We start from the raw sequence: 25,707 nt of genomic DNA, 5'->3' as shown, positions 1-25,707 counted from the left end.
CTCCTCCTTGGAGGAGGGGTTGGGGTGGAGGGATTCCAGAACAGGCGTTGGTCTCTTCGAGACTCAGCCCCACCCCAACCCCTCCCCTGAAGGGGAGGGGCTAAGGCATTATTCCGGCGCCGTACGCGATTCCGGCACCTTTTTCGCCGCCGCACCGCTCGCCCGTGCCGAGCCAGCGCGCCACGAGGCGCCGCTTGCCACCGACTTCCCGCTCGGGGTCGCGCGCGGTCAGGTCGCCAAGACCTATATCGTCGCGGAGGCCGAGGACGGCCTCGTCCTGGTCGACCAGCACGCCGCGCACGAACGGCTGGTGCTGGAGCGGATGCGCCGAGCCATGGCCGGCGGCGCCGTGCCGAGCCAGGCGCTGCTCCTCGCCGAAGTGGTCGAACTGGACGAACCCGGATGCGACCGGCTCGAAGCCCGAACCGACGAACTGCGGTCTCTCGGCCTCGAGCTCGAACGCTTCGGCCCGCGCGCGATGCTGGTCCGCGCGGTGCCTGCTGCGCTCGGCACCGGGGACATCCATGGTCTGGTCACCGATCTCGCGGACGAACTCGCCAGTTTCGACGAGGCACTGAGCCTAAAGGAACGGCTCGACCATGTCGCTGCGACCATGGCCTGCCATGGTTCGGTTCGCGCGGGCCGCATCCTCTCGGTTGCCGAGATGAACGCACTGCTCCGCGAAATGGAGGTCACCCCCCATTCGGGCCAGTGCAACCATGGCCGCCCCACCTGGATCAAGCTGGCGCATGGCGATATCGAGAAACTGTTCGGCCGAAAGTGACAGCCTGTCAGCGCCGCTGGGCAGTGCGCAGGCGTACCGGGCGGCCGTCCTGCGTCGCGCTCAACTGGACGACGCAGATATGATCTAACCGAGCATGGGGGGCGCAGCCGACCCCGGCGAAGCGGAAGTTCTTGTCAAACAGCAGCTTGCGGTGGCCGCGATCGGGTACGCCGTCGTCGATCACCATCTGCCGTACGACTTCCTCGGGGTCGTCGAATCCATAGGCGATCGCCTCGCCCACGAAAATGCCGCCGCCGTGGCGCTTCACCCGCTCGCCCGGGCTGCTGCCATCGGGGCCGACATGCCCCCGCGCGCCCAGCAGCCCCTGCTCGCGCGAATAATCCGCGGCGGTAAGCGTCAGCACGGTTCCGGGCGCCAACGGCGGCAGCGGCGCCTGCGCTTCCAGAAAGGCGATCGTCTCCTCCACCACCGCAACGCCTTCCTTGGTCAGGATGCCGCCGTCGTCGCCCGGCATATAGACGATCTCGCCGTCGAAATAGCTGCGATAGATCCGCAACTGGTCGGCATAGGCCCTTGGATTGGCGCGTATGACATTGATGCGATCAAGGATGGCATTCTCGATCGTTTGTGCGTGCAGCGCGCTCGTGGCGAAAAGGCAGACGAGAGGCGCGCATATCGCGGCTAGGCGATACAGCATCGGACAAGACCCCAATTCCTCCCGTTGGGGTCTTTAGCTGCACGAATCGTGGAATATCAAGCGTAATAATTACGCTTTCGAAAGAAACCCACCTCTGCTCCGGCTACCCAAGCTGCTTCGGCCGGATCAGACCTTCCTGCGTCACGCTCGCCACCAGGCGACCGTCACGCGTATAGATGCTGCCCCGGTTGAAGCCGCGGGCATGGCCGGCCCAGGGGCTGTCCGTCGCGTAGAGCAGCCACTCGTCGAAGCGGAACGGCTCGTGCATCCACAACGCATGGTCGAGGCTGGCGGTCTGCACCTGCCCACTCGTCCAGCTGACGCCGTGGGGCAGCATGCAGGTGCCGAGCAGCGTCATGTCGCTGGCATAGGCGAGCATCGCCCGGTGCAGCGCGGGATCGTCGGGCAAGGGGGCGACGACGCGGAACCAGCTATATTGGCGCGGCTCGCGCGGTTCGGGCTGGAACCAGTTGCGCGGGTTGACCGGGCGGATCTCGATCGGACGCGCGCGCAGGAAGAAGCGCTTGAACTTTTCCGGGATCTGGTCGCGGATCTGCTCGCGCAGTTCGGCTTCGGAGCGCAGTTCCTCGGGCGGCGGCACGTCGGGCATCGCGTCCTGGTGGTGCAGGCCTTCGTCGGGCAGGTGGAAGGAGGCCGCCATGTTGAGGATCGGCTTGCCCTTCTGCATCGCGATCACGCGGCGATTGGCGAAGCTGCGCCCCTCGAAGTCGCGCACTACGCGATAGAGGATTGGATAATCCTCGTCGCCCGCGCGCATGAAATAGGCGTGGAGCGAGTGCGCGACCTTGCCGTCCTCGACCGAGCGCTGCGCCGCCTGCAGTGCCTGGGCGATCACCTGGCCCCCGAACACGCGGCCGACGCCGCCCGGCTGGCGGGCGCCGCGATAGAGATCGGTGTCGAGCGTCTCGACGTCGAGCAGCGCGGTCAGGCCGGCGACGAGCGCTTCGGGGGATTTGGCTTCCTCCATCAGTAGCCGGCCGCTTCGGCCAGCGCATTGGCATGATAGTTGGAATCACCGAACATCTCGGCGAGCACGCGAGCGCGCTTCATGTAGAAGCCGATGTCATATTCGTCGGTCATGCCGATGCCGCCATGCATTTGGATACCCTCCTGCACGGCAAGCGTGGTGGCAAGCCCGGTCATCGCCTTGGCGATCGCGACCGCCTCGTCGGCAGGTTCGCCGGCATCGAGCAGCTGCTGCGCCTTGAGCGTGGCGGCGCGGGCGACTTCCAGCTCGCTATAGAGATGCGCGGCGCGGTGCTGGAGCGCCTGAAAGCTGCCGATCAACGTCCCGAACTGCTTGCGTTCCTTGAGATAGCCCAGCGTCATGTCGCTCGCGCCCGCACCGACGCCGAGCAGTTCGGCCGAGGCGCCGGCGCCGGCAGCGCGGAGCAGGCGGCCGAGCGGACCGGCGCCCGCATCGATCTCGCCCACCACCGCATCGGTGGTGACCTCGACACCGTCGAAGGTCGCGTGCGCGGCTAGGCTGGAGTCGGCGAGGCGCTCGGGACGGAGGTCGAGCCCGGCGGCCTTGGGATCGATCGCGAAGAGGGTCATGCCTTCCGCGTCCATATCGCTGCCGGCGGTGCGGGCGGTGACGAGGATCAGGTCGGCGGCATGGGCGTGGTGGGCGAAGCGCTTGGTGCCGGTCAGCCGGAAGCCGTTGCCGGCGCGCTCGGCCTTGAGCGCTACCGCGCGGCCGAATTTGGGTTTTTCGTCATGCGCGATCGCGATCACCGCCTCGCCGGCCGCGATGCCGGGGAACCAGCGCTCGGCGTGCGCGGTGCCCTTCAGCGCCTCGACCGCGGCGACGGCGGTGGAGAGGAAGGGGGAGGGGGTGAGGTTGCGGCCGACCTCCTCCAGCACCACGCCCGCCTCGACATGGCCGAGGCCCAGGCCGCCCGATGCCTCCGGGATCAGGATGCCGGTGAGGCCCATCTCGGCGAACTGCTTCCACAGGTCGCGGCTGAAGCCGGTAGGGTCCTTGGCGTCGCGCATCGCGCGGAGGTGGCGGACCGGGGCATGTTCGGCGACGAACTCGCGCGCGGTGTCGCGGAGCATCGTCTGTTCGTCGTTGAGGTAGAGCGGCATGGCTGGGTCCCGATGATTGATGTCACGAGCGCGCGGTTCGCTGCCCTGGTCTCCGCCGGGGCGTCCGCCGCCTCAGCCCGGCAGTTCGAGGATCCGCTTGGCGACGATGTTGAGCTGGATCTCGCTGGTCCCGCCCTCGATCGAATTGGCCTTGGTGCGCAGCCAGGCGCGCGGCTTGGCGCCCTTGGCCGAGGCCGCGCTCTCCCATTCCAGCGCATCCGATCCGCCGGCGGCCATGATCAGCTCGTGGCGCTGCTTGTTCAGCTCGGTGCCGACATATTTCATCATGCTCGGCTGGGCGGGGTGGGCGCGGCCGGCCTTCAATTCGTCGAGGAAGCGCTCGGACATCGCCGAGAAGGCGCGCATCCGCACCTCGAACAGCGCGATCTGGGCGCGGAGGATCGGATCGGCGAGCCGGCCCTGATCGTCGAGCCCGATCGTCGCGATCGCGCCCTCGATCAGCGGATTGCCGCCGGCCCGGTCGAGCCCCATGCCCGAGATCATCTCGCGCTCATGGCCGAGCAGATATTTGGCGACGTCCCAGCCCTTGTTCTCCTCGTGGACGCGCTGGGACTTGGGCACCTTCACATTGTCGAAGAAGGTTTCGCAGAAGGGGGAGTAGCCCGAGATCAGCAGGATCGGCTTGGTCGAGACGCCGTGCGAAGCCATGTCGAACAGCAGGAAGCTGATCCCGCCCTGCTTGGCCTCCTTGGAGGTGCGGACCAGGCAGAAGATCCAGTCGGCCTTGTCGGCATAGCTGGTCCACACCTTCTGGCCGTTGACGACATAATGGTCGCCGGCATCCTCGGCCCAGGTCTGGAGGCCGGCCAGGTCGGAACCGGCATTGGGTTCGGAATAGCCCTGGCACCAGCGGATCTCGCCGCGGGCGATCTTGGGGAGATGTTCGAGCTTCTGTTCCTCGGTACCGTATTTGAGCAGCGCCGGGCCGAGCATCGAGATGCCGAAGCTGTTGAGCGGGGTCCGCGCGCCCATCCGCTTCATCTCTTCGCGCAGGATCTTGGTTTCGGCCGGGGAAAGCCCGCCGCCGCCATACTCCGTCGGCCAGTCGGGCACCGTCCAGCCGCGTTCCGCCATCCGGTCCATCCAGAGTTTCTGGTCGGGATGCGCCCAATCGGGATTGCGCCCGCCCCAGACGATGTCCTTCTCGGACCGGATCGGCTCGCGCATGGTGGCTGGGCAGTTCGCCTCCAGCCAGGCGCGGGTTTCGCTCCGGAAGCTATCGAGATCCTGCGTCATCATCCTCTCCTTTAGCCCTCTCCTCGTAAGAAGAGGGCGGGCAGGGCGACGGTTTTCCCATCTTGTCCCCACCCGCGCTCGACGGCGTTGTTTAGCGGTTGAACTTCTCGCCCTTTTCCGCCTTCTCGCGGAGCAGCGGGGCGACTTCGAAGCCGTATTTCTCCAGGCCCTCGACGATCTTCTTCAGGCCTTCGGTGTCGGCCCAGAACATCGGCCCGCCTCGGTAGGGAGGCCAGCCATAGCCATAGACCCACACCACATCGATGTCGCTCGCCCGCTGCGCCATGCCTTCGGCGAGGATCAGCGCGCCCTCGTTGACCATGGTGTAGAGCGTGCGGACGACGATCTCCTCCTCGGTGATCTCGTGGCTCGGCACGTTCAGCTTGCCGCGCCATTCCTCGATCAGCTCGGCGACGCGCGGGCTGTTCGAGGGCTGCCGCTTCTCGTCATAATCGTAGAAGCCGGCGCCCTTCTTCTGGCCCCAGCGACCCTCGGCGGCGAGCGCGTCGCGGATATTCTCGATGCGGTTGGGATCGCGGTGCCAGCCGATGTCGACGCCGGCGAGGTCGGCCATCTGGAACGGCCCCATCGGCATGCCGAAGGCGACATGGACCTTGTCGATCTGCTCGGGCGTGGCGCCTTCGAGCAGCATCTTGGTGGCTTCCACCTGGCGCGGCATCAGCATGCGGTTGCCGATGAAACCGTAGCAGACGCCCGCAATGACGGCGACCTTCTTGATCTTCTTGCTGAGCGCCATCGCGGTGGCCAGCACGTCGTCGGCGGTCTTGGCGCCGCGGACGATTTCGAGCAGCTTCATGACATTGGCCGGGGAGAAGAAGTGCAGCCCCACCACGTCCTGCGGGCGGCTGGTGGCGGCGGCGATCTCGTCGATGTTGAGATAGCTGGTGTTCGAGGCGAGGATCGCGCCCGGCTTGGCGATTGTGTCGAGCCGGCCGAACACGTCCTTCTTCACGTCCATGCTCTCATAGACGGCCTCGATGATCAGGTCGCACTCCGCGAGATCGTCGAAGTTGAGCGTGGGCTTGAGCAGGCCCATCGCCTTTTCGACCTGCTCGGCGGTCATGCGGCCCTTGGCGGCGCTCGCCTCGTAATTCTTGCGCATCACCCCGGTGCCGCGATCGAGCGCCTCCTGCGCCATCTCGACGATGGTCACCGGCACGCCGGCCGACAGGAAGTTCATGCTGATCCCGCCGCCCATCGTGCCGGCGCCGATCACGCCCACGCGGCGAATGTCGCGCAGCTGGATGTCGTCGGCGATGCCGTCGATCTTGGCCGCCTTGCGCTCGGCGAAGAAGATGTGGCGCAGCGCCGCCGACTGCTGGCCCATGATCAGCTTCATGAAGCCCATCCGCTCGGCCTGGACGCCTTCGGCATAGGGCTTGCCGGCGGTCTGCTCGATGATGTCGATGATCGTGTTCGGCGCGTCGAGCCCGCGGAAGCGCTTGGCGTTGGCGGCGCGGAACTTGGCGAAGGTCTCCGCATCGACGGTGACCGGGCGTTCGCTGGAGCGCGAGACCGGCTTGCCGATCACCTCGTTCGCGAAGGCGACGGCATCGGCGAGCAGGCTGTCTTCGCCCGCGAGACGGTCGACGAGCCCGGCTTCCTTGGCCTGGACGGCCGGGATCGGGTCGCCCTTGGTCGCCATCTCCAGCGCGACTTCGACGCCCGCGACGCGCGGCATGCGCTGGGTGCCGCCGGCACCGGGAAGGATGCCGAGCTTCACCTCGGGCAGGCCGAACTTCGCCGAGGGCACGGCGATGCGATAGTGCGAGGCGAGCGCCACCTCGCAGCCGCCGCCCAGCGCGGTGCCGTGGACGGCGGCGATCACCGGCTTGTCGAGCGCCTCGATCTGGTCGACCAGCACCGGCAGCGACGGCTCGGCCATCGCCTTGCCGAACTCGGTGATGTCGGCGCCCGCGAAGAAGGTCTTGCCGGCGCAGGTGATGACGACCGCCTGGATGCTGTCGTCGCTCCTGGCTTCTTCGATGCCGGCCTGCAGCCCCTGCCGCACCGCGGCGCCGAGCGCGTTCACGGGCGGATTGTCGGAGGTGAGGATCAGGACGTTGCCCTGACGGCTGGTGGTAATCACGGACATGTCGTCGAACTCCCTAGTTCGCAATTCCGGCCGCGGCCGGGATGGGGTGGGCAGCGCTCATCGGGTGAGCGCCGAGTAGATCAGCGTCTTCAGCTCGCGCCGGATCGGGTAGAGCATCGACGGGGAAAACTGCGTCATGAACACCATCGAGAGCCGCTCGACGGGATCGACGAAGAAGGCGGTCGAGAACATGCCGCCCCAGTAGAATTCGCCGACCGAGCCGGGGATCATCGTCTTGGCGACGTCCATATTGATCGCGAAGCCCAGGCCGAAGCCGACGCCGGCATTGGTCGTCTCGCTGAACAGTCCGCGCGACAGGCTGGCAAGGTCGCGGCCGCCGGGCAGGTGGTTGATCGTCATCAGCTGGATCGTCTTGGGAGAGACGAGCCGCACCCCGTCCAGCTCGCCGCCGTTCAGCAGCAGCGTGTTGAACCGGTGATAGTCGAGCGCGGTCGACACCAGCCCGCCGCCGCCCGAGAGCAGTCGGGGAAAGCGCGACCAGGCCGAGGCCTCGCCGCGATCGTAGAGCACGCGGCCTTCGCCTTCCTTCATCGTCCAGCAATCGGCGAGGCGGTGCGCCTTGTCTTGCGGAACCTGGAAGAAGGTGTCGTGCATGCCGAGCGGCGCGAAGATGCGTTCGGCGAAGAAGCGGTCGAGCGTGGTCCCCGAAAGTCGCTCGACCACCGCGCCCAGCACGTCGGTCGCGACCGAATAGGTCCAGGCCTCGCCGGGAGAGAATTCCAGCGGCAGCGTGCCCAGCGCCGCGACGAAGTCGTCGAGCGTCAGATTGCCGTGCCAGCTCTCGATCCGCCCGGCGCGATAGGCGGCGTCGACCGGCGAGCGCTCCTGGAAGCCATAGGTGAAGCCGGCGGTATGGCGCAGCAGGTCGACCATCCGCATCGGCTGGGCGGTCGGCATCGTCACGAACGCCGTGCCATCGCCGCCGCCGGCATAGACGCCGACGCCCTTCAGCGCGGGCAGGACATGGTGCACCGGGGTGTCGAGCGCGACCAGCCCTTCTTCCAGCAGCAGCATGAAGGCGAGGCTGGTGATCGGCTTGGTCATCGAGGCGATGCGGAACAGCGTCGATTCGTCGACCGGCGCGCCGCCCTCGCGCGCTGCACCCTGGTGCGAGAAATGCACGATCCGCCCGTCACGCGCGATCAGCAGCTGCGCGTGCGGCAGCTTGCCGGAATCGAGATAGCGCGCCTTCACAAAGGCATCGATCCGCGCCAGGCGGCGTGCATCGAATCCATGGGCGATCGGGTCCTCGACTTCCATCGCTGGCGGCATACCTCTCGTTCGAAACGTGCGCAATGCACCTTCTGGCGGGTGCCTGCTTTCTATTGCCTTGAGCGGGCGGCAAATCAACACTAACGTGAGGACAGGGTGGTGCTTGCGCCAAACCCAAAGTTCAGAATTCGATGGAGAGAGCTGCCTTGACCCTCGAACCGATCGTGCCCTTGCCCGCGGATTGGCCAAAAGCCCCGCTGACCGCCGTCGACGCCCTGCTCACCGCGCCCGGCGCCAAGTTCGAAATGGAGACGGTGGAGATTCGCGGGATCCCGACGCGGGTGTGGAAGAACAGCCCCCCCAACGCCGCGATCCTCGCTCGCCTGGCGCGCGGCTATGGCGATCGGCCGTTCACCGTCTACCAGGACGAGCGGGTCAGCTACGAGGCAAACTATCGCGCGACCTGCCATCTTGCCTCGTGGATGCAGGCGCAGGGCGTGGCCAAAGGAGACCGCGTCGCGCTGGCGATGCGCAACCTGCCCGAATGGCCGACGATCTTCTTCGCGGCGGTAAGCATCGGCGCGATCCTGGTGCCGCTCAACGCCTGGTGGACGGGTGCCGAGCTCGAATATGGCATGAAGGATTCGGGCGCGAAGCTGCTCTTCGTTGACGGCGAGCGGCACGAACGGCTGAAGCAATGCTATGCCGCGTTGCCGGATCTGGAACGGGTGGTGGTCAGCCGCGCCTGTACGCCGCTGGAAAGCGAGGTGGTCGCGCTCGAGTCCATCGTCGGGCCCTGCACCGGCTGGGCGGCACTGCCCGACATCGCCTTTCCCGAGGTTGCGATCGCGCCGGACGATGACGTGACACTGTTCTACACCAGCGGCACCACCGGCAACCCCAAGGGCGCGGTGGGAACGCATCGCAACCTGATGACCAACATCCTCACTTCGGGTTACTCGGTCGCGCGCGCCATGCTGCGCCGGGGCGAGATGCCGCCACCCGCACCGCCCTACAAGGTGGGGCTGCTGGTGATTCCGCTGTTCCATGTGACGGCGTGCAGTGCGGGGCTGATGGCGCTGATCGCCGCGGGCGGTACGGTGGTGTTCATGCGCCGCTGGGAGCCTGTGGAGGCGATGGAGATCATCCAGCGGGAGAAGGTCAACCAGACCGGCGGCGTGCCGACCATCGCCTGGCAGCTGCTCGAACATCCCGAGCGCGCCAGCTATGATCTTTCCAGTCTCGACACCATTTCCTACGGCGGAGCGCCGTCCGCGCCCGAACTGGTGAAGCGCATCTACGAGGAGTTCGGCGCGCTCCCCGGCAATGGCTGGGGCATGACCGAGACGATGGCCACGGTCACCCACCATACCGGCGAGGATTACATCGCCCGGCCGACCAGCGCTGGTCCGCCGGTGCCGGTCGCCGAGCTCAAGATCATGGATGTGGACGGCACGCGCGAACTTCCCGTCGGCGAAGTCGGTGAGCTTTGGGCCAAGGGGCCGATGATCGTGAAGGGTTATTGGAACAAGCCCGAAGCGACCGCCGAGACCTTCCGGGAAGGCTGGGTCCGCACAGGCGACCTGGCGCGGCTGGACGAGGAGGGTTTCCTCTACATCGTCGATCGCGCCAAGGACATCATCATCCGCGGCGGCGAGAACATCTATTCGTCGGAAGTGGAGGACGTGCTCTACGCGCACCCGGCGGTGACGGACGCAGCGCTGATCGGCGTGCCGCACCGCGCGCTCGGCGAGGAGCCGGTGGCGGTGGTCCATCTCGCCCCGGGAACCTCTGCGACAGAGGCGGAGCTCCAAGCCTTTGTCCGCGAGCGCATCGCAGCCTTCAAGGTGCCGGTGGCGATCCGCTTCTCGGAGGAAACCCTGCCGCGCAACGCCAATGGCAAGATCCTGAAGAAGGATCTGAAGGCGCTGTTCGTCCGCGATCAGGTGGCTTGACCTGCGGGTCGCTCAGCTGGGGAAGGACTCGCGTCTGAGCCAGCCGAGCGCCCGCAGCTCGGGAACCATCGCGCGCGCTACCGGCACCTCGCGGCCGTCGGCGAGCCGGAGCCGCAGGTTGCGATCCTGTCGTACCGTATCGACGACGGCTGCTCTGGCCACCCACCAGCTGCGATGCACGCGCACGCCCTTGCCATCGAGCTGGGCCACCGCGTCGCGCATCCGCATCAGGATCATCGCGCTGCCGTGCACGCTGTGCACGCGGAGATAATGGTCCTCATTCTCCAGACACAGCACTTCCCCGCGCAGGTGCGGGGGCATCAGGTCCAGAAAGGCGGGAAGTCCGTCCGACTTCAACGCCTCGGGGGAAACTACGATGGGTTCTGGTTCGGGATCCGTCTTTGCAGGATGCTCGACGCGCGGCGCGTCGCGCCGTGCCAGCAGCTGCACGATCGTCACCGTCGCACCGATGATCAGCGTCTGGAGATAGCCGGTGACCAGTCCGCCGACGCGTACCGACTCCCAGTCCGATCCAGCCGAGGCGAAGACGATCACCATGCTGGTCGGAAAGGCGCCGAGCGCGCACGCGGCGGCGATCGCAGCGGCGCGGGGCAGGCCGGTCTGACGAGACAGTGCCCCGCCGGCCGCGATCACCGGGCGGAAGAACGCATACCCCGTCACCAGGTACATGGACCAATGCAACAGGCGCGGGCCGACCGGAGTTTCATAGGATCCGAACGGACCGAGCGCGGTGAGCGCCAGGATGAGGCCGACCAGCACCGCCAGCTCCGCCTGCCATCTGCGTGGTGGCCTCATGTGGTGCGCCCGTTCACGCTTCGCCAATGGGGCAAGCACTGGCGCCAGGCGCTCTTTGCGAAGCGCCGCGTTCCAATTCCGAACTTCCGCTCGCCCGCTGCCTGCCACCCGGCAACGTCGCCGAAACGGAGGCACTCATGAACGACCATGCACATCCCGCCCAGACTGTTCCCCATCGCGACCGGCTGATCGTCGCCCTCGGCGCGGTCGCCGACGGTGCCATCCTGCTCGCCATCGTCCACGGCCTTGCAAGCGGAGCCGTCGCCCGGTCAAGCGTTCGCAGCCTCTGGCTCCTCGCGCATCTGGGCGCCGTACTGCCGGCGCTGCCGCTCGGCGCCTATGTCCTGACCGCGCGCAAGGGGGACACGCTTCACCGCGGGCTTGGCAAGTGCTGGGCGGTGCTGATGCTGCTGGCGGCGCTTTCCAGCTTCGGGCTGCGAGGCGTGACGGGCGGGCTGAGTCCCATCCACCTGCTGTCGATCCTGGTGCTGGCGATGATTCCGCGTGGAGTCCTGCTGGCACGTGCGCATCGTATCGCGGCCCATCGGCGGGTGATGTCGCTCACCTATCTGGGCCTCGCGGTGGCAGGGCTGTTCACGCTGCTGCCGGGCAGGCTGCTCGGAAGCTGGCTGTTCAGCTGAGAGCCGCATGCGCTACCACCCGGGCCAGGGCATCGCGCCATCCGGCCATTCGGGTCGCCCGCACGGGCGCCTCCATTTGTGGCTCGAAGGTGCGGAAGGTACCGCGCATCATTGCGGCATCGTCGAGGCTGGCGAACATCCCGCAACCCACCCCGGCCAGCATTGCCGCGCCCAGCGCGGTCGTCTCTGCGAAATCGGGGCGGTCGACAGGTAGGGCGAGGATATCCGCCAGATCCTGCGCGATCCAGTCGTTGGTCACCATGCCGCCATCGACGCGCAGCCGCGCCCATTGTGCGCCATCGGCGGCGAACGCGGTTTCCAGGTCGTGGCTCTGGTGCGCCATCGCCTCCAGCGCTGCCCGTACGATATGCGCCCGCCCGGCGGCGAAGCTGAGCCCGGAGATGGCCGCGCGCGCCTCCGGCTCCCACCAGGGCGCGCCGAGCCCGGTCAGCGCGGGCACGCAATAGACACCGCCATTGTCCGGCACCGATCGCGCCAGCGTCGCCGTTTCCGCGGCGGTGGCGATCAGTCCCAGCGAATCGCGCAGCCACTGCACCAGGCTTCCGGCGACGAACACCGAGCCCTCCAGCGCGTAGGTGCGGCGCCCGCCAAGCTGCCACAGCACCGTCGACAGCAGCCGATGGCGCGAGCGCGGTTGCAGCGTGCCCGCATTGGTGAGCACGAAGGCGCCGGTACCGAACGTCGCCTTCGTGTCGCCCGGCGTCAGGCAAGCCTGGCCGATCGTCGCCGCCTGCTGGTCGCCGGCCAGGCCGCAGATCGGGATCGCCCCGCCGAACGCCCGCGTCACGCCGAGCCGCTCGGCGCAGTCGACAATTTCGGGCAGTGCCGCGCGGGGGGCGTCGAACTGGTCGATCAGTCCGTCGCTCCACGCCCCGCTGCCCAGTCCCATCAGCAGCGTGCGCGAAGCGTTGGTGGCATCGGTGACGTGAAGGCCGCCGGTCAGCTTCCACACCAGCCAGCTTTCCACCGTCCCGATCGCCAGCCGGTCACCCGCTGCCTTCAGCTGTGGCCAGTTCGCCATGGCCCAGGCGATCTTGGTCCCGGAAAAATAGGGATCGAGCAGGAGCCCGGTGCGCGCCTGGATGCCGGGTTCCTCGCCCGCCTCGCGCAGTTTCTGGCACAGGGGCGCGCTGCGCCGATCCTGCCAGCTTATCGCGGGAGCCAGCGGAATGCCGGTGGTCTTGTCCCAGAACACCACCGTCTCGCGCTGGTTGGTGATGCCGATGGCTGCGATCCGCTGATGACCGCCGGCCAATGCCACGATCTCGGCGGCACAGGCATGGCTTTGTCGCCAGATTTCGTCGGCATCGTGTTCGACGAGTCCGGGGCCGGGATAATGCTGCGATAGTTCTGCAGATTTGCTTGCAACACATTGCCCCGACGGCGCGAAGAGCATCGCTCGGGTAGAGGTCGACCCCTCGTCGATCACCAGAAGCAATTCGGCCATGCGAGTGAGGCTAGCTGGCAACAGATGGCGCCGCAATTGCGCCGTGTTGGGGCCTTGCATTGCCGCGACAGCACGGCGTCTCTACACTGTACCAGGAAGGGATTTTCGCGTGGATCAGCGTACGGGCAGAATCGGGGACGAGCATGGTGGCGGGGGAGGGATCCCGGATCCGCTGCTTGGGGCCGATCTGCCCGAGGAGATGGACGCAGAACCCCAGACGCCCAGCCTGCGCCGCGACCGGCTGATGGCGGCGCTGGTGCTGATCGCCGGTATGGGGCTGGTGCTGGCGCTGCCCTTTGCGCTGCAGGCCGGCGCGCGTTTCTTCCTGCCGGTCACCGCCTCGCTCGTCATCGCGATTGCGCTGGTGCCGATGCTGGAGTGGCTGGAGCGTCACCGCCTTCCCGCGCCGATCGCGGCCTTTCTCTGCGTGCTGCTGTTCCTGACCGCGGCGAATGTCGCGCTCGCGTCGATCGTCGTGCCGGCGTGGCAGTGGATCCGCCGGCTGCCCGAGAGCATTCCCAAGATCCAGCACAACCTCGAACCGCTGATCCGCTTCTATTCGAACCTCGAGCGGTTCGTGAACAAGACGCTGAACAACTTCGCCTCCGCACCGGTGCGCCAGCCGGTGGTGCAGGCCGCGCAGCCGCCGACCTCGCTGATGGACCTATTCACTACCTCGGCCCCCTCGGCGCTGATCGAGATGTTCTTCGCGATTCTCGTGATCTACTTCTTCCTTTCCGGCTGGACCCGGCTGCGCCGCCGCGCGATCACCAGCCGCTCGAGCTTCGGCGGCGCGATGGCCACCGCGCGGGTGATCCAGGACGTGGTGGACGATACCTCGGCCTATCTGGGCACCATCACCCTCATCAACTTCACCCTGGGCCTGATCGTCGCAGGTGCCTTGTGGCTGATGGGGATGCCGACGCCGCTGATGTGGGGCGGCCTCGTCGCGCTGCTCAACTACATTCCGTACATCGGCCCGGTGATCGCGGCGCTGCTGCTCGCCGTTGGCGGGCTGATGTCCTACGCCGATATCGGCACCGCAATGGTGCCGCCCGCGATCATGATCGCGGCGCATCTGGTGGAGGCCAATGTCGTCACGCCGCTGATCGTCGGGCACCGGCTCACCATCAATCCGATCATGATTCTGATCTCGCTGAGCTTCTGGGGCTGGGTTTGGGGCACCACCGGCGCGCTGCTGGCGGTGCCGCTGCTGATCATCATCCAGACCGTGCTCAACGCCGCGGGCAAGCCCGACATCGCCGGTTTCCTGTTCGAGCAGGGCACGCTGGTGCGCGATCCGTCGGACATTCGTTCGCGTCGACGCGCGAACCTCGATCAATCCGGTTGACAGCCCGAAAACACGCGGCTAGGTGCCGCCTCCTCGCTTGGCTCAAGCGGGTGTAGCTCAGTTGGTTAGAGCGCCGGCCTGTCACGCCGGAGGTCGCGGGTTCGAGCCCCGTCACTCGCGCCACTCGCCTTGCGGGACTCCAGATGGAATCCGGCGGCGATTGGCCGTCCAAGATTTCCTCGCTTGGGTTTCAAGCGGGTGTAGCTCAGTTGGTTAGAGCGCCGGCCTGTCACGCCGGAGGTCGCGGGTTCGAGCCCCGTCACTCGCGCCACGCGGCGCATCTCCTGATAAACAAGGACATGCGCGCTGGCCGGGCCCTTTGCAGGCCCCGCATTTTCTGCGCTAAGCGGTTGGCGATGATCCCTTCTCCCATTCGCGCGCTTGCGCTGCTGCTCGCCACCACCGCCATGCCTGCCTCGGCCCAGATCGCCGCCGATCCTGCGCGAGTCGAACAGACCGTCCGCACGCTCGCCTCCGATTCGTTCGAGGGCCGCGCCCCCGGCACCCGCGGCGAGGATCGCACGCTCGGCTATCTGGTCGCGCGATTCGAGGCGCTGGGGCTCCAGCCGGCGGGCCCGGACGGCCAGTGGCTGCAGAAGGTGCCGCTGCTCCACACCCGCCTCGGCACGCCCGCGACGCTGCGATTCGACGGCCCCAGGGGCGCGATGCCGGTCGAGCAGGCCAAGGACCTCTACGTCTCGACGATTCGACCTGACGCCGCCGCGCGAATCGCCGGCGCCCCGGTGGTGTTCGTCGGCTACGGCGTCACCGCGCCCGAGCGGCAGTGGGACGACTTCAAGGGCGCCGACCTGAAGGGCAAGGTCGTGGTGTTCCTCATCAACGATCCCGATTTCTCGGCGGAGCAGGGAGAGCCGGTCGCCGGCAAGTTCGGCGGCCGGACAATGACCTATTATGGCCGCTGGACCTACAAGTTCGAGGAAGCCGCCCGGCGCGGCGCGGTCGGCGCGCTGATCGTCCACGACACGCCGGGCGCCGGCTATGGCTGGAACGTGGTGATCAGCAGCGGCGGCGAGAATTACGACATCGTCCGCAAGCCCGAAGAGCTGACCAGCGTGGCGCTGCAGGGCTGGCTGGAGGGCGGGGCGGCGACGCGGCTGTTCGCCGCCGCCGGGCTGGACCTCGCCAAGCTGCGGGTCGAGGCGCGCAAGGCGAGCTTCCGCCCGGTGCCCCTGGAAGGCGTGCGCTTCACTGCCGACGTCCCGGTCACCGCCGAACAGGTCGACAGCTACAATGTACTGGCGAAGATCCCCGGCAGCGAGCGGCCGGACGAAGCGGTGATGTTCGGCGCGCATTGGGACGCGTATGGCGCCGGCAAGCCCGACGCCACGGGCCGGATCTACCGCGCCGGCGCCAATGACGACGCGCTCGGCATCGCCGGGCTGCTCGAGATCGCCCGGGCGATGCAGGCGGGGCCCAGGCCCAGGCGCAGCGTCGTCTTCGCGGCGTGGACGGCGGAGGAGCGGGGACTGCTCGGCTCGCTCTATTATACGCAGCACCCGGTGGTGCCGATGGCGAAGACCGTCGCCAACCTGACGCTCGACATCCTCCAGACCGCGGGCCTCGCCAACGATGTGGTGCTGGTCGGCAAGGGCCAGAACACGCTGGAAGACGCCATGGCCCGCGTCGCCGCGACGCAGGGGCGCCGGGTGACGCCCGAGGGGCTGCCCGAGCGCGGCCTGTTCTACCGCGCCGATCACTTCTCCTTCGCCAAGCAGGGCGTGCCGACGCTGCTGCTGATGGGCATCGCCGGCGCCTCGGACCTCAAGCAGGGCGGCACGGCGGCGGGGCAGGCGTGGATCGATGCCTATACCGGCCAATGCTACCATCAGGCCTGCGACGCCTGGGGGCCGGACTGGAACCTGGCGGGCGCGGTGCAGGACATCGACCTGCTCGGCACGATCGGCGCGGAACTGGCGAACGGCTCGGCTTGGCCGACGTGGAAGGCGGGGTCCGAGTTCAAGGCGGTGCGGGAGCGGAAGTAAGCCGCTGACCACTCACTGCCTTATGCGGTTTTGCATTAAAGCGAGGAGGGCGGCCAGAAGGGTCGGGAGGCAGTCATTGGCTTGCTGTCGATTTCAGGCTAAAAATTTCTCATGTTCTGGCTCGCCCTTCTCTTCGCTGCAGATGCTCCAACTGCGTCCGACGTGCATGCGCTGGAAGAAATGCGCGTCTTCGAATCTCGAGTTGACGTCGCGAAGGACGGAAAAAGATTCGTCGAATTTTCGCCGACTGTCGAAACGAGGAATCTGACGTGCAGTTCGCTTTCGAAGCACGTTTACGAATGCGGGTATGAGGCGCGCATAAAGGAGTTGTTCGACCGCGACTTCGGCCAATGGGAGGCCCGCCGCGAAAAAATCGAACGCCGACAGGGTGGGTGGCGGCGCATCACCTGAATGCAGTGGACAAGGACCGGACGCGGTCTATTTCTTTGCGTTGGCTGTAAGATCGCGCAACGAAGACGCTCCTTCGTCTCCAAACGGGAACGCGCCAACTCACCCCCGCCAGCGCCCTGTCTCCATCCAGCGCAGCAGCGGCTTGAGCGGCAGGATCCAGACGATCCCCAGCGCCAGGTAGATCAGCGTCTGCACCAGGATCGGCAGTGCGCCGATCTGCCCGGAGAAGCTCGCGACTAGCACCACCCACACCAGGATCAGCCCGATGATCGCCAGCGCGCCGGCGGGTTTGCGCCAGCTGGGGCTCATGGCTCGGCGTGCCGGCGCATGCCCTGCTCGGTCACGATGGCGTGGAGCGGCACGTCCCAGATGTCGGCGGGGAGGGCGGGAACTTCCTGCGCCGACCAGGCGACGCCCACGCGCCAGGCCGACTCGTACCGGGCGAAGGCGCGGTCATAATGGCCGGCGCCCTGGCCGAGGCGGTTGAGCCGGGGATCGAAACCGATCAGTGGGGTGAGGATCACGTCGGGGGCGACTTCAGGCGCCGATTCGTCCGGCTGGCGCAACCCGAACGGGCCGGCGACCAGCGGCGCGCCCATGTCCCAGGCGAGGAAGCGGATCGGCGCGGCGCGGTCGATCACGTGCGGCAGCGCGAGTGCACAGCCGCGCTCGGCGGCGGCGGCGGCGAGCTGAGTGGGATCGGCCTCGCTGCCCACCGGGCAATAGGTGGCGACGATCATCCCCGGCGAGAGTCGCTCGACAAAGGCGTCCGGCGCCCGGATCGCGGTGCTCGATTGCGAGGCGAACAGGTCGCGCTCGGCGCGAAGCCTGGCGCGGAGGGCGGGCTTGTCCATCAGCATCGCGTGGGCATGGAAGGTGTGACGGGAACCACCATGGGCCGTTTGCCTGAATATCCACCGACGCACAGAACGTCAGGTGGGAACCATGTGTTGCAGACCAGGATCTGCACAGGGACAGCTCCCATGGATGAAGATTATAGCCTCAGGGATAATTGCTAAGGCTCGCACCGGGCAGTTCCCGCCACAGCCCTATTTAGGATGCTGCGGCGCTTTCCTCAAGGGTAGAAGCGATCGCTTCCAGCCGATCGGCGATCCGCGCGAGCAGTTCGTCCGAAACCGCCGGGGCGGCGGGGGCGGCAGGGGGCGGTGGCGGCACCCGTTCTGCCTCGTCCAGCGCGTCCGCCAGGATCAGCGCGAGATAGAGCAGCGTCCGCTCGCCCGCCTGGCCGCCGGCGGCGCGCAACGCGGCATCGGCATGGCCTGCGATCTTGGCTTCCAGCGCGCGCAGATGCGGCGTATCGTCCTCGCGCGCTGAAACCGTATAGCTGCGCCCGGCAACGTGCAGCGTGATGTCTGCCATCAGCCCTGTGCCTCCTTACCCGGATCCGCGTCCGCATCGTCCTCTGGGGGAAGCGCGCTCTCGGTCTCCAGCGCGATCAGCGCGTCCAGGTCACCGATCGCCGATTCGATTCGGGTGCGCAACGTTGTGTTGCGGCGTTGCAGCCGGGCGCGGCCATCGGCGTTGGACGCCGCCGCTCGCTCGATACGCTTCAGAGCCCGTTCGATACGGTCTACTACTTGGTCGGACATTGTCATGCCGGATAGCATGGATCGCCCGGGCGACAAGACCGCCAACGCATATTGCATCGCAGGAACGGGCACGGCCGATGGTTGACGTGGCGCCCACACGCTTCCAAAGGCGTGCGCGACCAGACGGGGAATAACACGTGACAGCATCCTTCGCCGATTGCGCCAACGCCATCCGCGCGCTTTCCATGGACGCGGTGGAAGCCGCCAATTCGGGTCACCCCGGCATGCCGATGGGCATGGCCGATGTCGCGACCGTCCTCTTCCAGCGCTATCTCAAGTTCAATCCTGCCGATCCCGCCTGGCCGGATCGCGACCGGTTCGTGCTGTCGGCGGGCCATGGCTCGATGCTGCTCTACTCGCTGCTGCACCTGACCGGCTATGCACGCCCGACGCTCGACGATATCAAGAACTTCCGCCAGATCGGCAGCCCGTGCGCGGGCCACCCGGAGAATTTCGAGCTCGCCGGCGTCGAATGCACCACCGGCCCGCTGGGCCAGGGCCTCGCGATGGCGGTGGGCATGGCGATCGCCGAGCGGCACCTCAACGCGACCTTCGGCGACGATCTGGTCGATCACAAGACCTGGGTGATCGCCGGTGACGGGTGCCTGATGGAAGGCATCAACCACGAAGCGATCGGCATCGCCGGGCACCTGAAGCTCAACCGCCTGATCGTGCTGTGGGACGACAACAACATCACGATCGACGGCCCGGTCTCGCTGTCGTCGGTCGAGGACATTCCCGCCCGCTACCGCGCGACCGGCTGGAACGTGCTCGAATGCGACGGCCATGACGAGGCGGATATCGTCCGCGCGCTCGACCAGGCGATCGCCAGCGACAAGCCGGTGCTGGTCAAGTGCCGCACGGTGATCGGCAAGGGCGCACCGAACAAGGAGGGCACGTCCAAGGTCCATGGTTCGCCGCTGGGCAAGGACGAAGTCGCCGCCGCGCGCGCCGCACTCGGCTGGAACCACCCGGCCTTCGAGATCCCCGGCGAGATCCGCGACGCCTGGCTGGCCGCCGGTGCGCGCGGCGCCGCGCCGCACGCCGCGTGGGCCGAGCGCCTCGCCGCGCACCCGGATCGCCTCGGCTGGGAACGCCGCGGTACCGTGCAGCCGAACCTGCTCCGGCCGCATGTCCAGAGCCTGCTCGCCAACCCGCAAAAGGTCGCGACCCGCAAGGCGTCCGAACTGGCGCTGGAGGCGGTCAACGCGATCCTCGACGAGACGATCGGTGGCTCGGCCGACCTCACCGGCTCGAACAACACGCTGACCAAGGGGCTGCAGCGGCTCGACGCCGACAATTATGGCGGCCGCTACCTCAATTACGGCATCCGCGAATTCGGCATGGCCGCGGCGATGAACGGCATGGCGCTGCACGGGGGCGTGATCCCCTATGGCGGCACCTTCCTCGTGTTTGCGGATTATGCGCGCGCCGCGATCCGCCTCTCGGCACTTCAGCATGCGCGCGTCGTCTATGTGATGACGCACGATTCGATCGGCCTCGGCGAGGATGGCCCGACGCACCAGCCGATCGAGCATCTGATGAGCCTGCGCATGATCCCGAACCTCGACGTGTGGCGCCCGTGCGACGTCGTCGAGACCGCCGAGGCCTGGGAAGCCGCGCTCGCCAAGACCGACGGCCCGGCGCTGATCGCGCTCAGCCGCCAGAACCTGCCGCAGCTGCGCACCGAAGCCGCCGAGAACCGCTCGGCCCGCGGTGCCTATGCGCTGCTGGAGGCCGAGGCGCCGCGCAAGGTGGTGCTGCTCGCCACCGGCTCGGAAGTCGAAGTCGCCGTCGCGGTGCGCGAGGCGCTGGAGGCGCAGGGCATCGGCGCCGACGTCGTCTCGGTCCCCTGCTTCGAGCGGTTCGACGCGCAGGACGCGGGCTACAAGCGCGACATCCTGCCGGCAGACGCGCTCAAGGTTTCGATCGAGGCCGGCACCACTTTCGGGTGGGAGCGCTATACGGGCACCGACGGCCTGCGCTTCGGCGTGGACGGCTTCGGCGCCTCGGGCCCCTATCTGGGGCTCTACGAACATTTCGGACTCACTGCGGGCGCCATCGTGCCCCAGATCCTCGCTAAGCTGAACGGAGAACAGGCATGACGAAGGTTGCGATCAACGGTTTCGGACGGATCGGCCGTCTGGTGGCACGCGCGATCCTCGAGCGCCCGGAAAGCGGTCTCGAGCTGGTCACGATCAACGATCTGTCGGACGCCAAGTCGAACGCGTGGCTGTTCTCGCGGGACAGCATCCACGGCAAGTATCCCGGCACGGTCGAAGCCGAGGGTAACGACATCGTCGTCGACGGCAAGCGTATCAAGGTGACCGCCGAGCGCGATCCGGCCAACCTGCCGCACGCCGAGAACGGCGTCGACATCGTGCTGGAGTGCACCGGCTTCTTCACCGATCGCGCATCGGCCCAGAAGCACATCGACGCCGGCGCCAAGAAGGTGCTGATCTCGGCTCCGGGCAAGAATGTCGACCTCACCGTCGTCTACGGCGTGAACCACGACAAGCTGACCGCCGAGCACACGATCGTCTCCAACGCATCGTGCACTACCAACTGCCTGGCGCCGGTCGCCAAGGTCCTCAACGACGCGATCGGCATCGAGCGCGGCCTGATGACCACGGTCCACGCCTATACCAACGACCAGAAGATCCTCGACCAGATCCACCCGGACCTGCGTCGTGCGCGTGCCGCCGCCATGTCGATCATCCCGACCACGACCGGCGCTGCCCGCGCGGTGGGCGAGGTGCTGCCGGAGCTCAAGGGCAAGCTCGACGGTTCGGCCGTCCGCGTGCCGGTGCCGGACGGCAGCCTCGTCGACCTGACCTTCCAGCCGAGCCGCGATACCTCGGTCGAGGAAGTCAACGCGGTGCTGAAGGCGGCTTCGGAAAGCGGCCCGCTCAAGGGCGTGCTGGTCTACACCGCCGATCCGATCGTCTCGGCCGACATCGTGCACACGCCCGCCTCGTCGACCGTCGACAGCCTGGAAACGGCCGTGATCGACGGCAAGCTGGTCCGCGTGGTCAGCTGGTACGACAATGAATGGGGCTTCTCGAACCGCATGGTCGACACCGCGACCGTGATGGCGGGGCTCTAAGAGAAAGATCCTCCGTGTACACGGAGGACGACCAAAATCCCCCTCCCGCTTGCGGGAGGGGCTAGGGGAGGGGAGGACGGCGGCACGGGCGAACGGCCCGAGGATCAGCCCCTCCCCCGACCCCTCCCGCAAGCGGGAGGGGAGCGCAGGTTGCGAGCGCTCCGCCAACAGGATGCCGCTCGCGCAGCAATTCATTACGCGAGGGGTTCAGCATGGCGCGCACTTTCAAGACGCTCGACGACATGGGCGATATCACCGGCAAGCGGGTGCTGGTCCGCGAGGACCTCAACGTGCCGATGGCCGACGGCAAGGTAACCGACGACACGCGCCTGCGTGCCGCGATCCAGACCGTCGCCGAACTGGCGGACAAGGGCGCCAAGGTCCTCGTCCTCGCCCATTTCGGCCGCCCCAAGGGCGTGCCCAGCGCCGAATTCTCACTCGCCCAGGTTGTGAAGCCGTTCGAGCAGGTGCTCGGCCGTCCGGTCCGCTATATCGACTGGGAAGGCGATGCCGCCTCGGTCGCGACGCTGAACGACGGCGACATCGCGCTCCTGGAAAACACCCGCTTCTTCGGCGGGGAAGAGAAGAACGATCCCGCCGTGGTCGATCGCTTCGCCGCCCTGGGCGACCTCTATGTCAACGACGCCTTCTCGGCCGCGCACCGCGCCCACGCCTCGACCGAGGGCCTCGCCCACAAGCTGCCCGCCTTTGCCGGCCGCCAGATGGAAGCCGAGCTCGACGCGCTCGACAAGGCGCTCGGCAATCCCGAGCATCCGGTCGCAGCCGTGGTCGGCGGCGCCAAGGTCTCGACCAAGCTCGACGTGCTCAAGCACCTCGTGGCACGCGTTGACCATCTGATCATCGGCGGCGGCATGGCCAACACCTTCCTTGCGGCACGCGGCGTGGACGTGGGCAAGAGCCTGTGCGAGCATGACCTGACCGGCACCGCCGAGGAGATCCTCGACGCCGCCGACGCGGCCGGCTGCACCGTCCACCTGCCGTACGATGTGGTGGTGGCGAAGGAATTCCGCGCCAACCCGCCAGTGCGCACCGTCAATGTCCATGAGGTTGCGGCCGACGAGATGATCCTCGATGTCGGCCCCGCCGCCACCGAGGCGCTCGCCGACGTGCTCAAGACCTGCAAGACGCTGGTCTGGAACGGCCCGATGGGCGCGTTCGAGATCCCGCCCTTCGACGCGGCGACCGTCTCGCTCGCCCGCACCGCGGCGGCGCTCACCAAGGAAGGGTCGCTCGTTTCGGTTGCCGGCGGTGGCGACACGGTGGCGGCGCTCAACCAGGCCGGGGTGGCCGGCGAGTTCAGCTTCGTCTCGACCGCGGGCGGCGCCTTCCTCGAATGGATGGAAGGCAAGGAACTGCCGGGCGTCGCCGCGCTCGCGCGCTGATCCCCAAAATCCTCCCCCGCCAAGGGGGACGCGCAATGCGCGACGGAGGGGGAGGATGCCAGAACCGCAACCATCGTGCGTCCTCCCCCTCCGTCAGGCTGCGCCCGACACCTCCCCCTGGCGGGGGAGGATAGGGTCGCCTTAGACCGGCCGCGGTTCGTTGAGCAGCGGCACCAGCTCCCGGTTCAGATCGTCCAGATCGAACGCCGCCGCCTTGGCGTAGCGCAGCACGCCTACCCGATCGATCACATAGTTGGACGGCACCGCGCCGTCGATCGCCTCATAGGGCCCCCGGATCCGGCGGGTCGGCTGGATGGTGAGTTTCTCGAACAGCGGCTTGAGCTTGTAGAGCGGTACCGAATCCTCGGTGCTCAGCGCATAGACGCGCAGGCCGTGCTTCTTCGTCAGCGCATAATATTGGTCGAGCAGCGGCAGTTCCTGGCGGCAGGGCACGCACCAGGTCGCCCAGATGTTGAGCACCACCACGTCGCCGCGCATCTCGGACAATTTGAGCTTGCTGCCGTCGAGCAGCACCAGCGTGGCGTCGGGTGCCGGCTTCCCCACCTTCGGTACCGGTGCCGCCACCGCCGGCGCCGCGGGCACTAGCATCGCCGCGCTCCCCTGCAACAGGCGCCGTCGAGTCCACATGATTCGTCCCCCAGTTCGTTGCAGGGCAGGCTAGCGTGCAGCGGTACATCGTCAATCGCGGGCATCGAGCTTACCAAAAAGCTACCAATTTCTTGGCAGGTATCGGAACTGTTCCGCAGCTGCGAAATAAGTTCTGCTCCGCAGCATATGGCCAACGTTGTCAGCCTTTTCGTTACCAATCTGCCGCGATAGGGACCCCGCATCGATTACCAATGAGGGGAAGATCATGGGCATCACGCCGGCCGTCAAAGCGATCCTCGACAATTACGGGTCCGACAATCCCGGGGTGAAGGCGAACCTCGCGCGGATCATGATGCAGGGCCGGCTGGGCGGCACCGGCAAGCTGATCATTCTTCCGGTCGACCAGGGCTTCGAACACGGCCCGGCGCGCAGCTTCGCGGTGAACCCGGATGCCTATGATCCCCATTATCATTTCCAGCTCGCGATCGACGCCGGCCTCTCGGCCTATGCCGCGCCGCTCGGCATGATCGAGGCAGGCGCCGACACCTTCGCCGGCCAGATCCCGACGATCCTCAAGGTCAACAGCTCAAACAGCTGGGCGACCGGCATCGACCAGGCGGTGACCGGCGGTGTCGACGATGCGCTGCGGCTCGGCTGCTCGGCGATCGGCTTCACCATCTATCCGGGCGCCGACGGCGTGTTCGAGATGATGGAAGAGATCAAGGAAATGCGCGCCCAGGCAGCCTCGGTCGGCATCGCCACCGTGATCTGGTCCTATCCGCGCGGCGGCAAGCTGACCAAGGACGGCGAACTGGCGCTCGACGTCGGCGCCTATGCCGCGCACATGGCGGCACTGCTCGGCGCGCACATCATCAAGGTGAAGCTGCCCAGCGATCATATCGAGCAGGCCGAGGCCAAGAAGGTCTACGAAGGAAAGGACTTCTCGCTTCAGTCTGGTCGCGTCCGCCATGTGGTAAAGAGCTGCTTTAACGGCCGCCGTATCGTTGTCTTCTCGGGCGGCGCTGCCAAGGGCGCCGATGCGGTGTACCAGGACGCCCGCGATATCCGTGACGGCGGAGGCAACGGCTCGATCATCGGCCGCAACACCTTCCAGCGCCCGCGCGCCGAAGCGCTGGCGATGCTCGACAAGCTGGTAGCGATCTACAAGGGCGAGGAGGCCTGAAACCTGCCCCGGCGGCGCCGACGGGTTCGCCCGGACGGCGCCGCCGTATAACCGCCGCTGCTTGACCCCGATGGACAGGGGGTGGAAGGCCCGCCGGCAAAGGCGGTAGAGTTCCGCCGACATTCAGCAGCGGAGTATCCCATGTCCGATCCCTTCGACGATCTCGAAGACGAAGCGAACCTCGAAGGCTTCGCCGAGAAATTCGTCCGCGACGATCGTCGCCCGCCCTGCCAGCTCTATCTGATCTCGCCGCTCGACGTGACCGGTGGCTTTGCCGATCGCCTGCGCCGTGCGCTGGGTGCCGGCCCGGTCGCCGCCTTCCAGTTCCGCGTGAAGGATGTCGACCAGCACCAGGCCGCCAAGCTCGCCGAGCCGCTGCAGCGCATCTGCGCCGATGCCGAGGTCGCCTTTATCGTCAACGACAGTGTCAGCCTCGCCAAGCGGCTGGGTGCCGACGGCGTGCATCTGGGGCAGGGGGACGGCGATGCCCGCGAGGCACGCGCGATTCTCGGTCCCAATGTCCAGATCGGCGTGACCTGCCACGACAGCCGGCACCTTGCGATGGAAGCAGGGGAGGCAGGGGCCGACTATGTCGCGTTCGGCGCCTTCTATCCGACCAGCACTAAGACGACCGAGCATCGCCCCGAACCGGTGATCCTGTCCTGGTGGTCGGCGCTGTTCGAGATCCCCTGCGTGGCGATCGGCGGCATCACCCCGGCCAATGCGAGCCCGTTGGTGCAGGCCGGCGCGGACTTCCTCGCGGTCAGCCACGCCGTATGGGGCGGGGACGAAGCCGAAGCGGTGCGTGCCTTCGCTACGATTCAGGGGATGCAGGGCTGATTCTGGCGAGATTCGCCGGTGATTCGGCGGGGATGGTCATCAAACGGTCATTCCTGCCGGCGTCCGTACTGCTAAAAATCCTTGAATTTACGCCATTTTCTGGAGCGCTGTCACGAAAACGCCAGAAAGTTTCATTTTCTCGTTGACGGGT

The 25,707-nt window shown here is 67.1% G+C and carries 24 protein-coding genes, 2 tRNA genes and 1 other RNA gene; 13 read left to right on the top strand and 14 right to left on the bottom strand.

What is annotated here, in order from left to right:
- Nucleotides 1-784 (top strand): DNA mismatch repair protein MutL (locus tag KK7_RS20565; protein ID WP_040598504.1); only part of this gene is annotated, 784 nt, incomplete at its 5' end.
- 7 nt (nucleotides 785-791) lie between these two features.
- On the opposite strand, the gene KK7_RS0112095 is transcribed toward KK7_RS20565, so the two are convergent.
- The 6 genes from KK7_RS0112095 to KK7_RS0112070 all read right to left on the bottom strand — a co-directional run bounded on the left by KK7_RS0112095 (nucleotide 792) and on the right by KK7_RS0112070 (nucleotide 8,208).
- The gene (locus KK7_RS0112095) at nucleotides 792-1,442 is read right to left on the bottom strand and encodes a CAP domain-containing protein (RefSeq protein ID WP_010544912.1); all 651 of its coding nucleotides are present in this window, start codon (nucleotides 1,440-1,442) and stop codon (nucleotides 792-794) included.
- A 103-nt stretch (nucleotides 1,443-1,545) separates the two neighbouring features.
- Nucleotides 1,546-2,430 carry an acyl-CoA thioesterase gene (locus KK7_RS0112090; protein WP_010544911.1) on the bottom strand — a complete coding sequence of 295 codons (885 nt, stop codon included), beginning with the start codon at nucleotides 2,428-2,430 and terminating at the stop codon, nucleotides 1,546-1,548.
- Nucleotides 2,430-3,554, bottom strand: coding sequence for an acyl-CoA dehydrogenase family protein (locus KK7_RS0112085; RefSeq protein ID WP_010544910.1), 1,125 nt, complete (start codon nucleotides 3,552-3,554; stop codon nucleotides 2,430-2,432). Before KK7_RS0112085 ends, KK7_RS0112090 begins: the two co-directional genes overlap by 1 nt.
- 72 nt (nucleotides 3,555-3,626) lie before the next feature.
- Nucleotides 3,627-4,811: an acyl-CoA dehydrogenase family protein gene (locus tag KK7_RS0112080; protein WP_029623225.1), complete on the bottom strand. Its 1,185-nt coding sequence runs from the start codon at nucleotides 4,809-4,811 to the stop codon at nucleotides 3,627-3,629.
- A 91-nt stretch (nucleotides 4,812-4,902) separates the two neighbouring features.
- Nucleotides 4,903-6,927 (bottom strand): 3-hydroxyacyl-CoA dehydrogenase NAD-binding domain-containing protein, encoded by a 2,025-nt coding sequence (locus KK7_RS0112075; protein ID WP_010544908.1) that lies wholly within the window; start codon nucleotides 6,925-6,927, stop codon nucleotides 4,903-4,905.
- 57 nt (nucleotides 6,928-6,984) lie between these two features.
- On the bottom strand, nucleotides 6,985-8,208 hold the full coding sequence (locus KK7_RS0112070) for a serine hydrolase domain-containing protein (protein ID WP_010544907.1): 1,224 nt from the start codon (nucleotides 8,206-8,208) through the stop codon (nucleotides 6,985-6,987).
- Nucleotides 8,209-8,366: 158 nt separating this feature from the next.
- Here KK7_RS0112070 and KK7_RS0112065 point away from each other — a divergent pair, with 158 nt between their 5' ends.
- Nucleotides 8,367-10,115 carry a class I adenylate-forming enzyme family protein gene (locus tag KK7_RS0112065; RefSeq protein WP_010544906.1) on the top strand — a complete coding sequence of 583 codons (1,749 nt, stop codon included), beginning with the start codon at nucleotides 8,367-8,369 and terminating at the stop codon, nucleotides 10,113-10,115.
- 12 nt (nucleotides 10,116-10,127) lie between these two features.
- On the opposite strand, the gene KK7_RS20560 is transcribed toward KK7_RS0112065, so the two are convergent.
- The gene (locus tag KK7_RS20560) at nucleotides 10,128-10,931 is read right to left on the bottom strand and encodes a LytTR family DNA-binding domain-containing protein (protein WP_040598496.1); all 804 of its coding nucleotides are present in this window, start codon (nucleotides 10,929-10,931) and stop codon (nucleotides 10,128-10,130) included.
- Between the two features lie 137 nt (nucleotides 10,932-11,068).
- Between KK7_RS20560 and KK7_RS20555 the strand changes: the two genes are divergently transcribed.
- Nucleotides 11,069-11,572 carry a DUF2306 domain-containing protein gene (locus KK7_RS20555; protein WP_010544904.1) on the top strand — a complete coding sequence of 168 codons (504 nt, stop codon included), beginning with the start codon at nucleotides 11,069-11,071 and terminating at the stop codon, nucleotides 11,570-11,572.
- On the opposite strand, the gene KK7_RS0112050 is transcribed toward KK7_RS20555, so the two are convergent.
- Nucleotides 11,565-13,040: a glycerol kinase gene (locus tag KK7_RS0112050; RefSeq protein ID WP_010544903.1), complete on the bottom strand. Its 1,476-nt coding sequence runs from the start codon at nucleotides 13,038-13,040 to the stop codon at nucleotides 11,565-11,567. The genes KK7_RS20555 and KK7_RS0112050 overlap by 8 nt on opposite strands.
- Before the next feature lie 109 nt (nucleotides 13,041-13,149).
- Here KK7_RS0112050 and KK7_RS0112045 point away from each other — a divergent pair, with 109 nt between their 5' ends.
- The 5 genes from KK7_RS0112045 (at nucleotide 13,150) to KK7_RS0112025 (ending at nucleotide 16,805) form a co-directional block, all read left to right on the top strand.
- Entirely contained in the window at nucleotides 13,150-14,391 is a 1,242-nt protein-coding gene (locus KK7_RS0112045) for an AI-2E family transporter (RefSeq protein ID WP_010544902.1), read from the top strand.
- A gap of 46 nt (nucleotides 14,392-14,437) precedes the next feature.
- Nucleotides 14,438-14,514 (top strand) — tRNA-Asp (locus KK7_RS0112040).
- A 71-nt stretch (nucleotides 14,515-14,585) separates the two neighbouring features.
- Nucleotides 14,586-14,662: transfer RNA gene (locus KK7_RS0112035), tRNA-Asp, on the top strand.
- A gap of 85 nt (nucleotides 14,663-14,747) precedes the next feature.
- On the top strand, nucleotides 14,748-16,394 hold the full coding sequence (locus KK7_RS0112030) for a M28 family metallopeptidase (RefSeq protein WP_010544901.1): 1,647 nt from the start codon (nucleotides 14,748-14,750) through the stop codon (nucleotides 16,392-16,394).
- A gap of 111 nt (nucleotides 16,395-16,505) precedes the next feature.
- A complete protein-coding gene (locus KK7_RS0112025; RefSeq protein ID WP_010544900.1) occupies nucleotides 16,506-16,805 on the top strand; it encodes a hypothetical protein in 300 nt (99 codons plus the stop codon).
- Between the two features lie 99 nt (nucleotides 16,806-16,904).
- On the opposite strand, the gene KK7_RS0112020 is transcribed toward KK7_RS0112025, so the two are convergent.
- From KK7_RS0112020 to KK7_RS0112005, 5 genes are all read right to left on the bottom strand, one after another.
- Nucleotides 16,905-17,114, bottom strand: coding sequence for a DUF2842 domain-containing protein (locus KK7_RS0112020; RefSeq protein WP_010544899.1), 210 nt, complete (start codon nucleotides 17,112-17,114; stop codon nucleotides 16,905-16,907).
- Nucleotides 17,111-17,659, bottom strand: a complete 549-nt coding sequence (locus KK7_RS0112015) for a 5-formyltetrahydrofolate cyclo-ligase (protein ID WP_010544898.1) — start codon at nucleotides 17,657-17,659, stop codon at nucleotides 17,111-17,113. Before KK7_RS0112015 ends, KK7_RS0112020 begins: the two co-directional genes overlap by 4 nt.
- Nucleotides 17,660-17,686: 27 nt before the next feature.
- A non-coding RNA gene (gene ssrS, locus KK7_RS21895) (6S RNA) lies at nucleotides 17,687-17,846 on the bottom strand.
- Between the two features lie 12 nt (nucleotides 17,847-17,858).
- Complete coding sequence (locus tag KK7_RS0112010) at nucleotides 17,859-18,185, bottom strand: cell division protein ZapA (RefSeq protein WP_010544897.1); 327 nt, start codon at nucleotides 18,183-18,185, stop codon at nucleotides 17,859-17,861.
- Complete coding sequence (locus KK7_RS0112005; protein WP_237709194.1) at nucleotides 18,185-18,415, bottom strand: hypothetical protein; 231 nt, start codon at nucleotides 18,413-18,415, stop codon at nucleotides 18,185-18,187. Before KK7_RS0112005 ends, KK7_RS0112010 begins: the two co-directional genes overlap by 1 nt.
- Before the next feature lie 137 nt (nucleotides 18,416-18,552).
- On the opposite strand from KK7_RS0112005, the gene tkt reads away from it, so the two are divergent.
- From tkt to KK7_RS0111990, 3 genes are all read left to right on the top strand, one after another.
- Nucleotides 18,553-20,520, top strand: coding sequence for a transketolase (tkt, locus tag KK7_RS0112000; protein ID WP_010544895.1), 1,968 nt, complete (start codon nucleotides 18,553-18,555; stop codon nucleotides 20,518-20,520).
- The gene (gene gap, locus KK7_RS0111995) at nucleotides 20,517-21,521 is read left to right on the top strand and encodes a type I glyceraldehyde-3-phosphate dehydrogenase (protein ID WP_010544894.1); all 1,005 of its coding nucleotides are present in this window, start codon (nucleotides 20,517-20,519) and stop codon (nucleotides 21,519-21,521) included. Before tkt ends, gap begins: the two co-directional genes overlap by 4 nt.
- Nucleotides 21,522-21,733: 212 nt before the next feature.
- Nucleotides 21,734-22,924 (top strand): phosphoglycerate kinase, encoded by a 1,191-nt coding sequence (locus tag KK7_RS0111990; protein WP_010544893.1) that lies wholly within the window; start codon nucleotides 21,734-21,736, stop codon nucleotides 22,922-22,924.
- A gap of 141 nt (nucleotides 22,925-23,065) precedes the next feature.
- On the opposite strand, the gene KK7_RS0111985 is transcribed toward KK7_RS0111990, so the two are convergent.
- Entirely contained in the window at nucleotides 23,066-23,533 is a 468-nt protein-coding gene (locus KK7_RS0111985; protein WP_010544892.1) for a TlpA family protein disulfide reductase, read from the bottom strand.
- 265 nt (nucleotides 23,534-23,798) lie between these two features.
- On the opposite strand from KK7_RS0111985, the gene KK7_RS0111980 reads away from it, so the two are divergent.
- Together KK7_RS0111980 and thiE are read left to right on the top strand one after the other, a co-directional pair.
- Nucleotides 23,799-24,716: a class I fructose-bisphosphate aldolase gene (locus KK7_RS0111980; RefSeq protein WP_010544891.1), complete on the top strand. Its 918-nt coding sequence runs from the start codon at nucleotides 23,799-23,801 to the stop codon at nucleotides 24,714-24,716.
- A 141-nt stretch (nucleotides 24,717-24,857) separates the two neighbouring features.
- Nucleotides 24,858-25,556, top strand: a complete 699-nt coding sequence (thiE, locus tag KK7_RS0111975) for a thiamine phosphate synthase (RefSeq protein ID WP_010544890.1) — start codon at nucleotides 24,858-24,860, stop codon at nucleotides 25,554-25,556.
- Nucleotides 25,557-25,707 lie beyond the last annotated feature (151 nt).

The organism is Sphingomonas elodea ATCC 31461, from assembly GCF_000226955.1.
Lineage (GTDB): Bacteria > Pseudomonadota > Alphaproteobacteria > Sphingomonadales > Sphingomonadaceae > Sphingomonas > Sphingomonas elodea.
Note: the sequence above shows the minus strand (reverse complement) of the source record. Positions and strands in the feature narration are given on the sequence as shown.

Coding starts and splice junctions, on each gene's coding strand:
- KK7_RS0112095 (WP_010544912.1), bottom strand. CDS start 1,442: ATGCTGTATCGCCTAGCCGCGATATGCGCGCCTCTCGTCTGCCTTTTC.
- KK7_RS0112090 (WP_010544911.1), bottom strand. CDS start 2,430: ATGGAGGAAGCCAAATCCCCCGAAGCGCTCGTCGCCGGCCTGACCGCG.
- KK7_RS0112085 (WP_010544910.1), bottom strand. CDS start 3,554: ATGCCGCTCTACCTCAACGACGAACAGACGATGCTCCGCGACACCGCG.
- KK7_RS0112080 (WP_029623225.1), bottom strand. CDS start 4,811: ATGACGCAGGATCTCGATAGCTTCCGGAGCGAAACCCGCGCCTGGCTG.
- KK7_RS0112075 (WP_010544908.1), bottom strand. CDS start 6,927: ATGTCCGTGATTACCACCAGCCGTCAGGGCAACGTCCTGATCCTCACC.
- KK7_RS0112070 (WP_010544907.1), bottom strand. CDS start 8,208: ATGGAAGTCGAGGACCCGATCGCCCATGGATTCGATGCACGCCGCCTG.
- KK7_RS20560 (WP_040598496.1), bottom strand. CDS start 10,931: ATGAGGCCACCACGCAGATGGCAGGCGGAGCTGGCGGTGCTGGTCGGC.
- KK7_RS20555 (WP_010544904.1), top strand. CDS start 11,069: ATGAACGACCATGCACATCCCGCCCAGACTGTTCCCCATCGCGACCGG.
- KK7_RS0112050 (WP_010544903.1), bottom strand. CDS start 13,040: ATGGCCGAATTGCTTCTGGTGATCGACGAGGGGTCGACCTCTACCCGA.
- KK7_RS0112030 (WP_010544901.1), top strand. CDS start 14,748: ATGATCCCTTCTCCCATTCGCGCGCTTGCGCTGCTGCTCGCCACCACC.
- KK7_RS0112025 (WP_010544900.1), top strand. CDS start 16,506: ATGTTCTGGCTCGCCCTTCTCTTCGCTGCAGATGCTCCAACTGCGTCC.
- KK7_RS0112020 (WP_010544899.1), bottom strand. CDS start 17,114: ATGAGCCCCAGCTGGCGCAAACCCGCCGGCGCGCTGGCGATCATCGGG.
- KK7_RS0112015 (WP_010544898.1), bottom strand. CDS start 17,659: ATGGACAAGCCCGCCCTCCGCGCCAGGCTTCGCGCCGAGCGCGACCTG.
- KK7_RS0112010 (WP_010544897.1), bottom strand. CDS start 18,185: ATGGCAGACATCACGCTGCACGTTGCCGGGCGCAGCTATACGGTTTCA.
- KK7_RS0112005 (WP_237709194.1), bottom strand. CDS start 18,415: ATGTCCGACCAAGTAGTAGACCGTATCGAACGGGCTCTGAAGCGTATC.
- gap (WP_010544894.1), top strand. CDS start 20,517: ATGACGAAGGTTGCGATCAACGGTTTCGGACGGATCGGCCGTCTGGTG.
- KK7_RS0111990 (WP_010544893.1), top strand. CDS start 21,734: ATGGCGCGCACTTTCAAGACGCTCGACGACATGGGCGATATCACCGGC.
- KK7_RS0111985 (WP_010544892.1), bottom strand. CDS start 23,533: ATGCTAGTGCCCGCGGCGCCGGCGGTGGCGGCACCGGTACCGAAGGTG.
- KK7_RS0111980 (WP_010544891.1), top strand. CDS start 23,799: ATGGGCATCACGCCGGCCGTCAAAGCGATCCTCGACAATTACGGGTCC.
- thiE (WP_010544890.1), top strand. CDS start 24,858: ATGTCCGATCCCTTCGACGATCTCGAAGACGAAGCGAACCTCGAAGGC.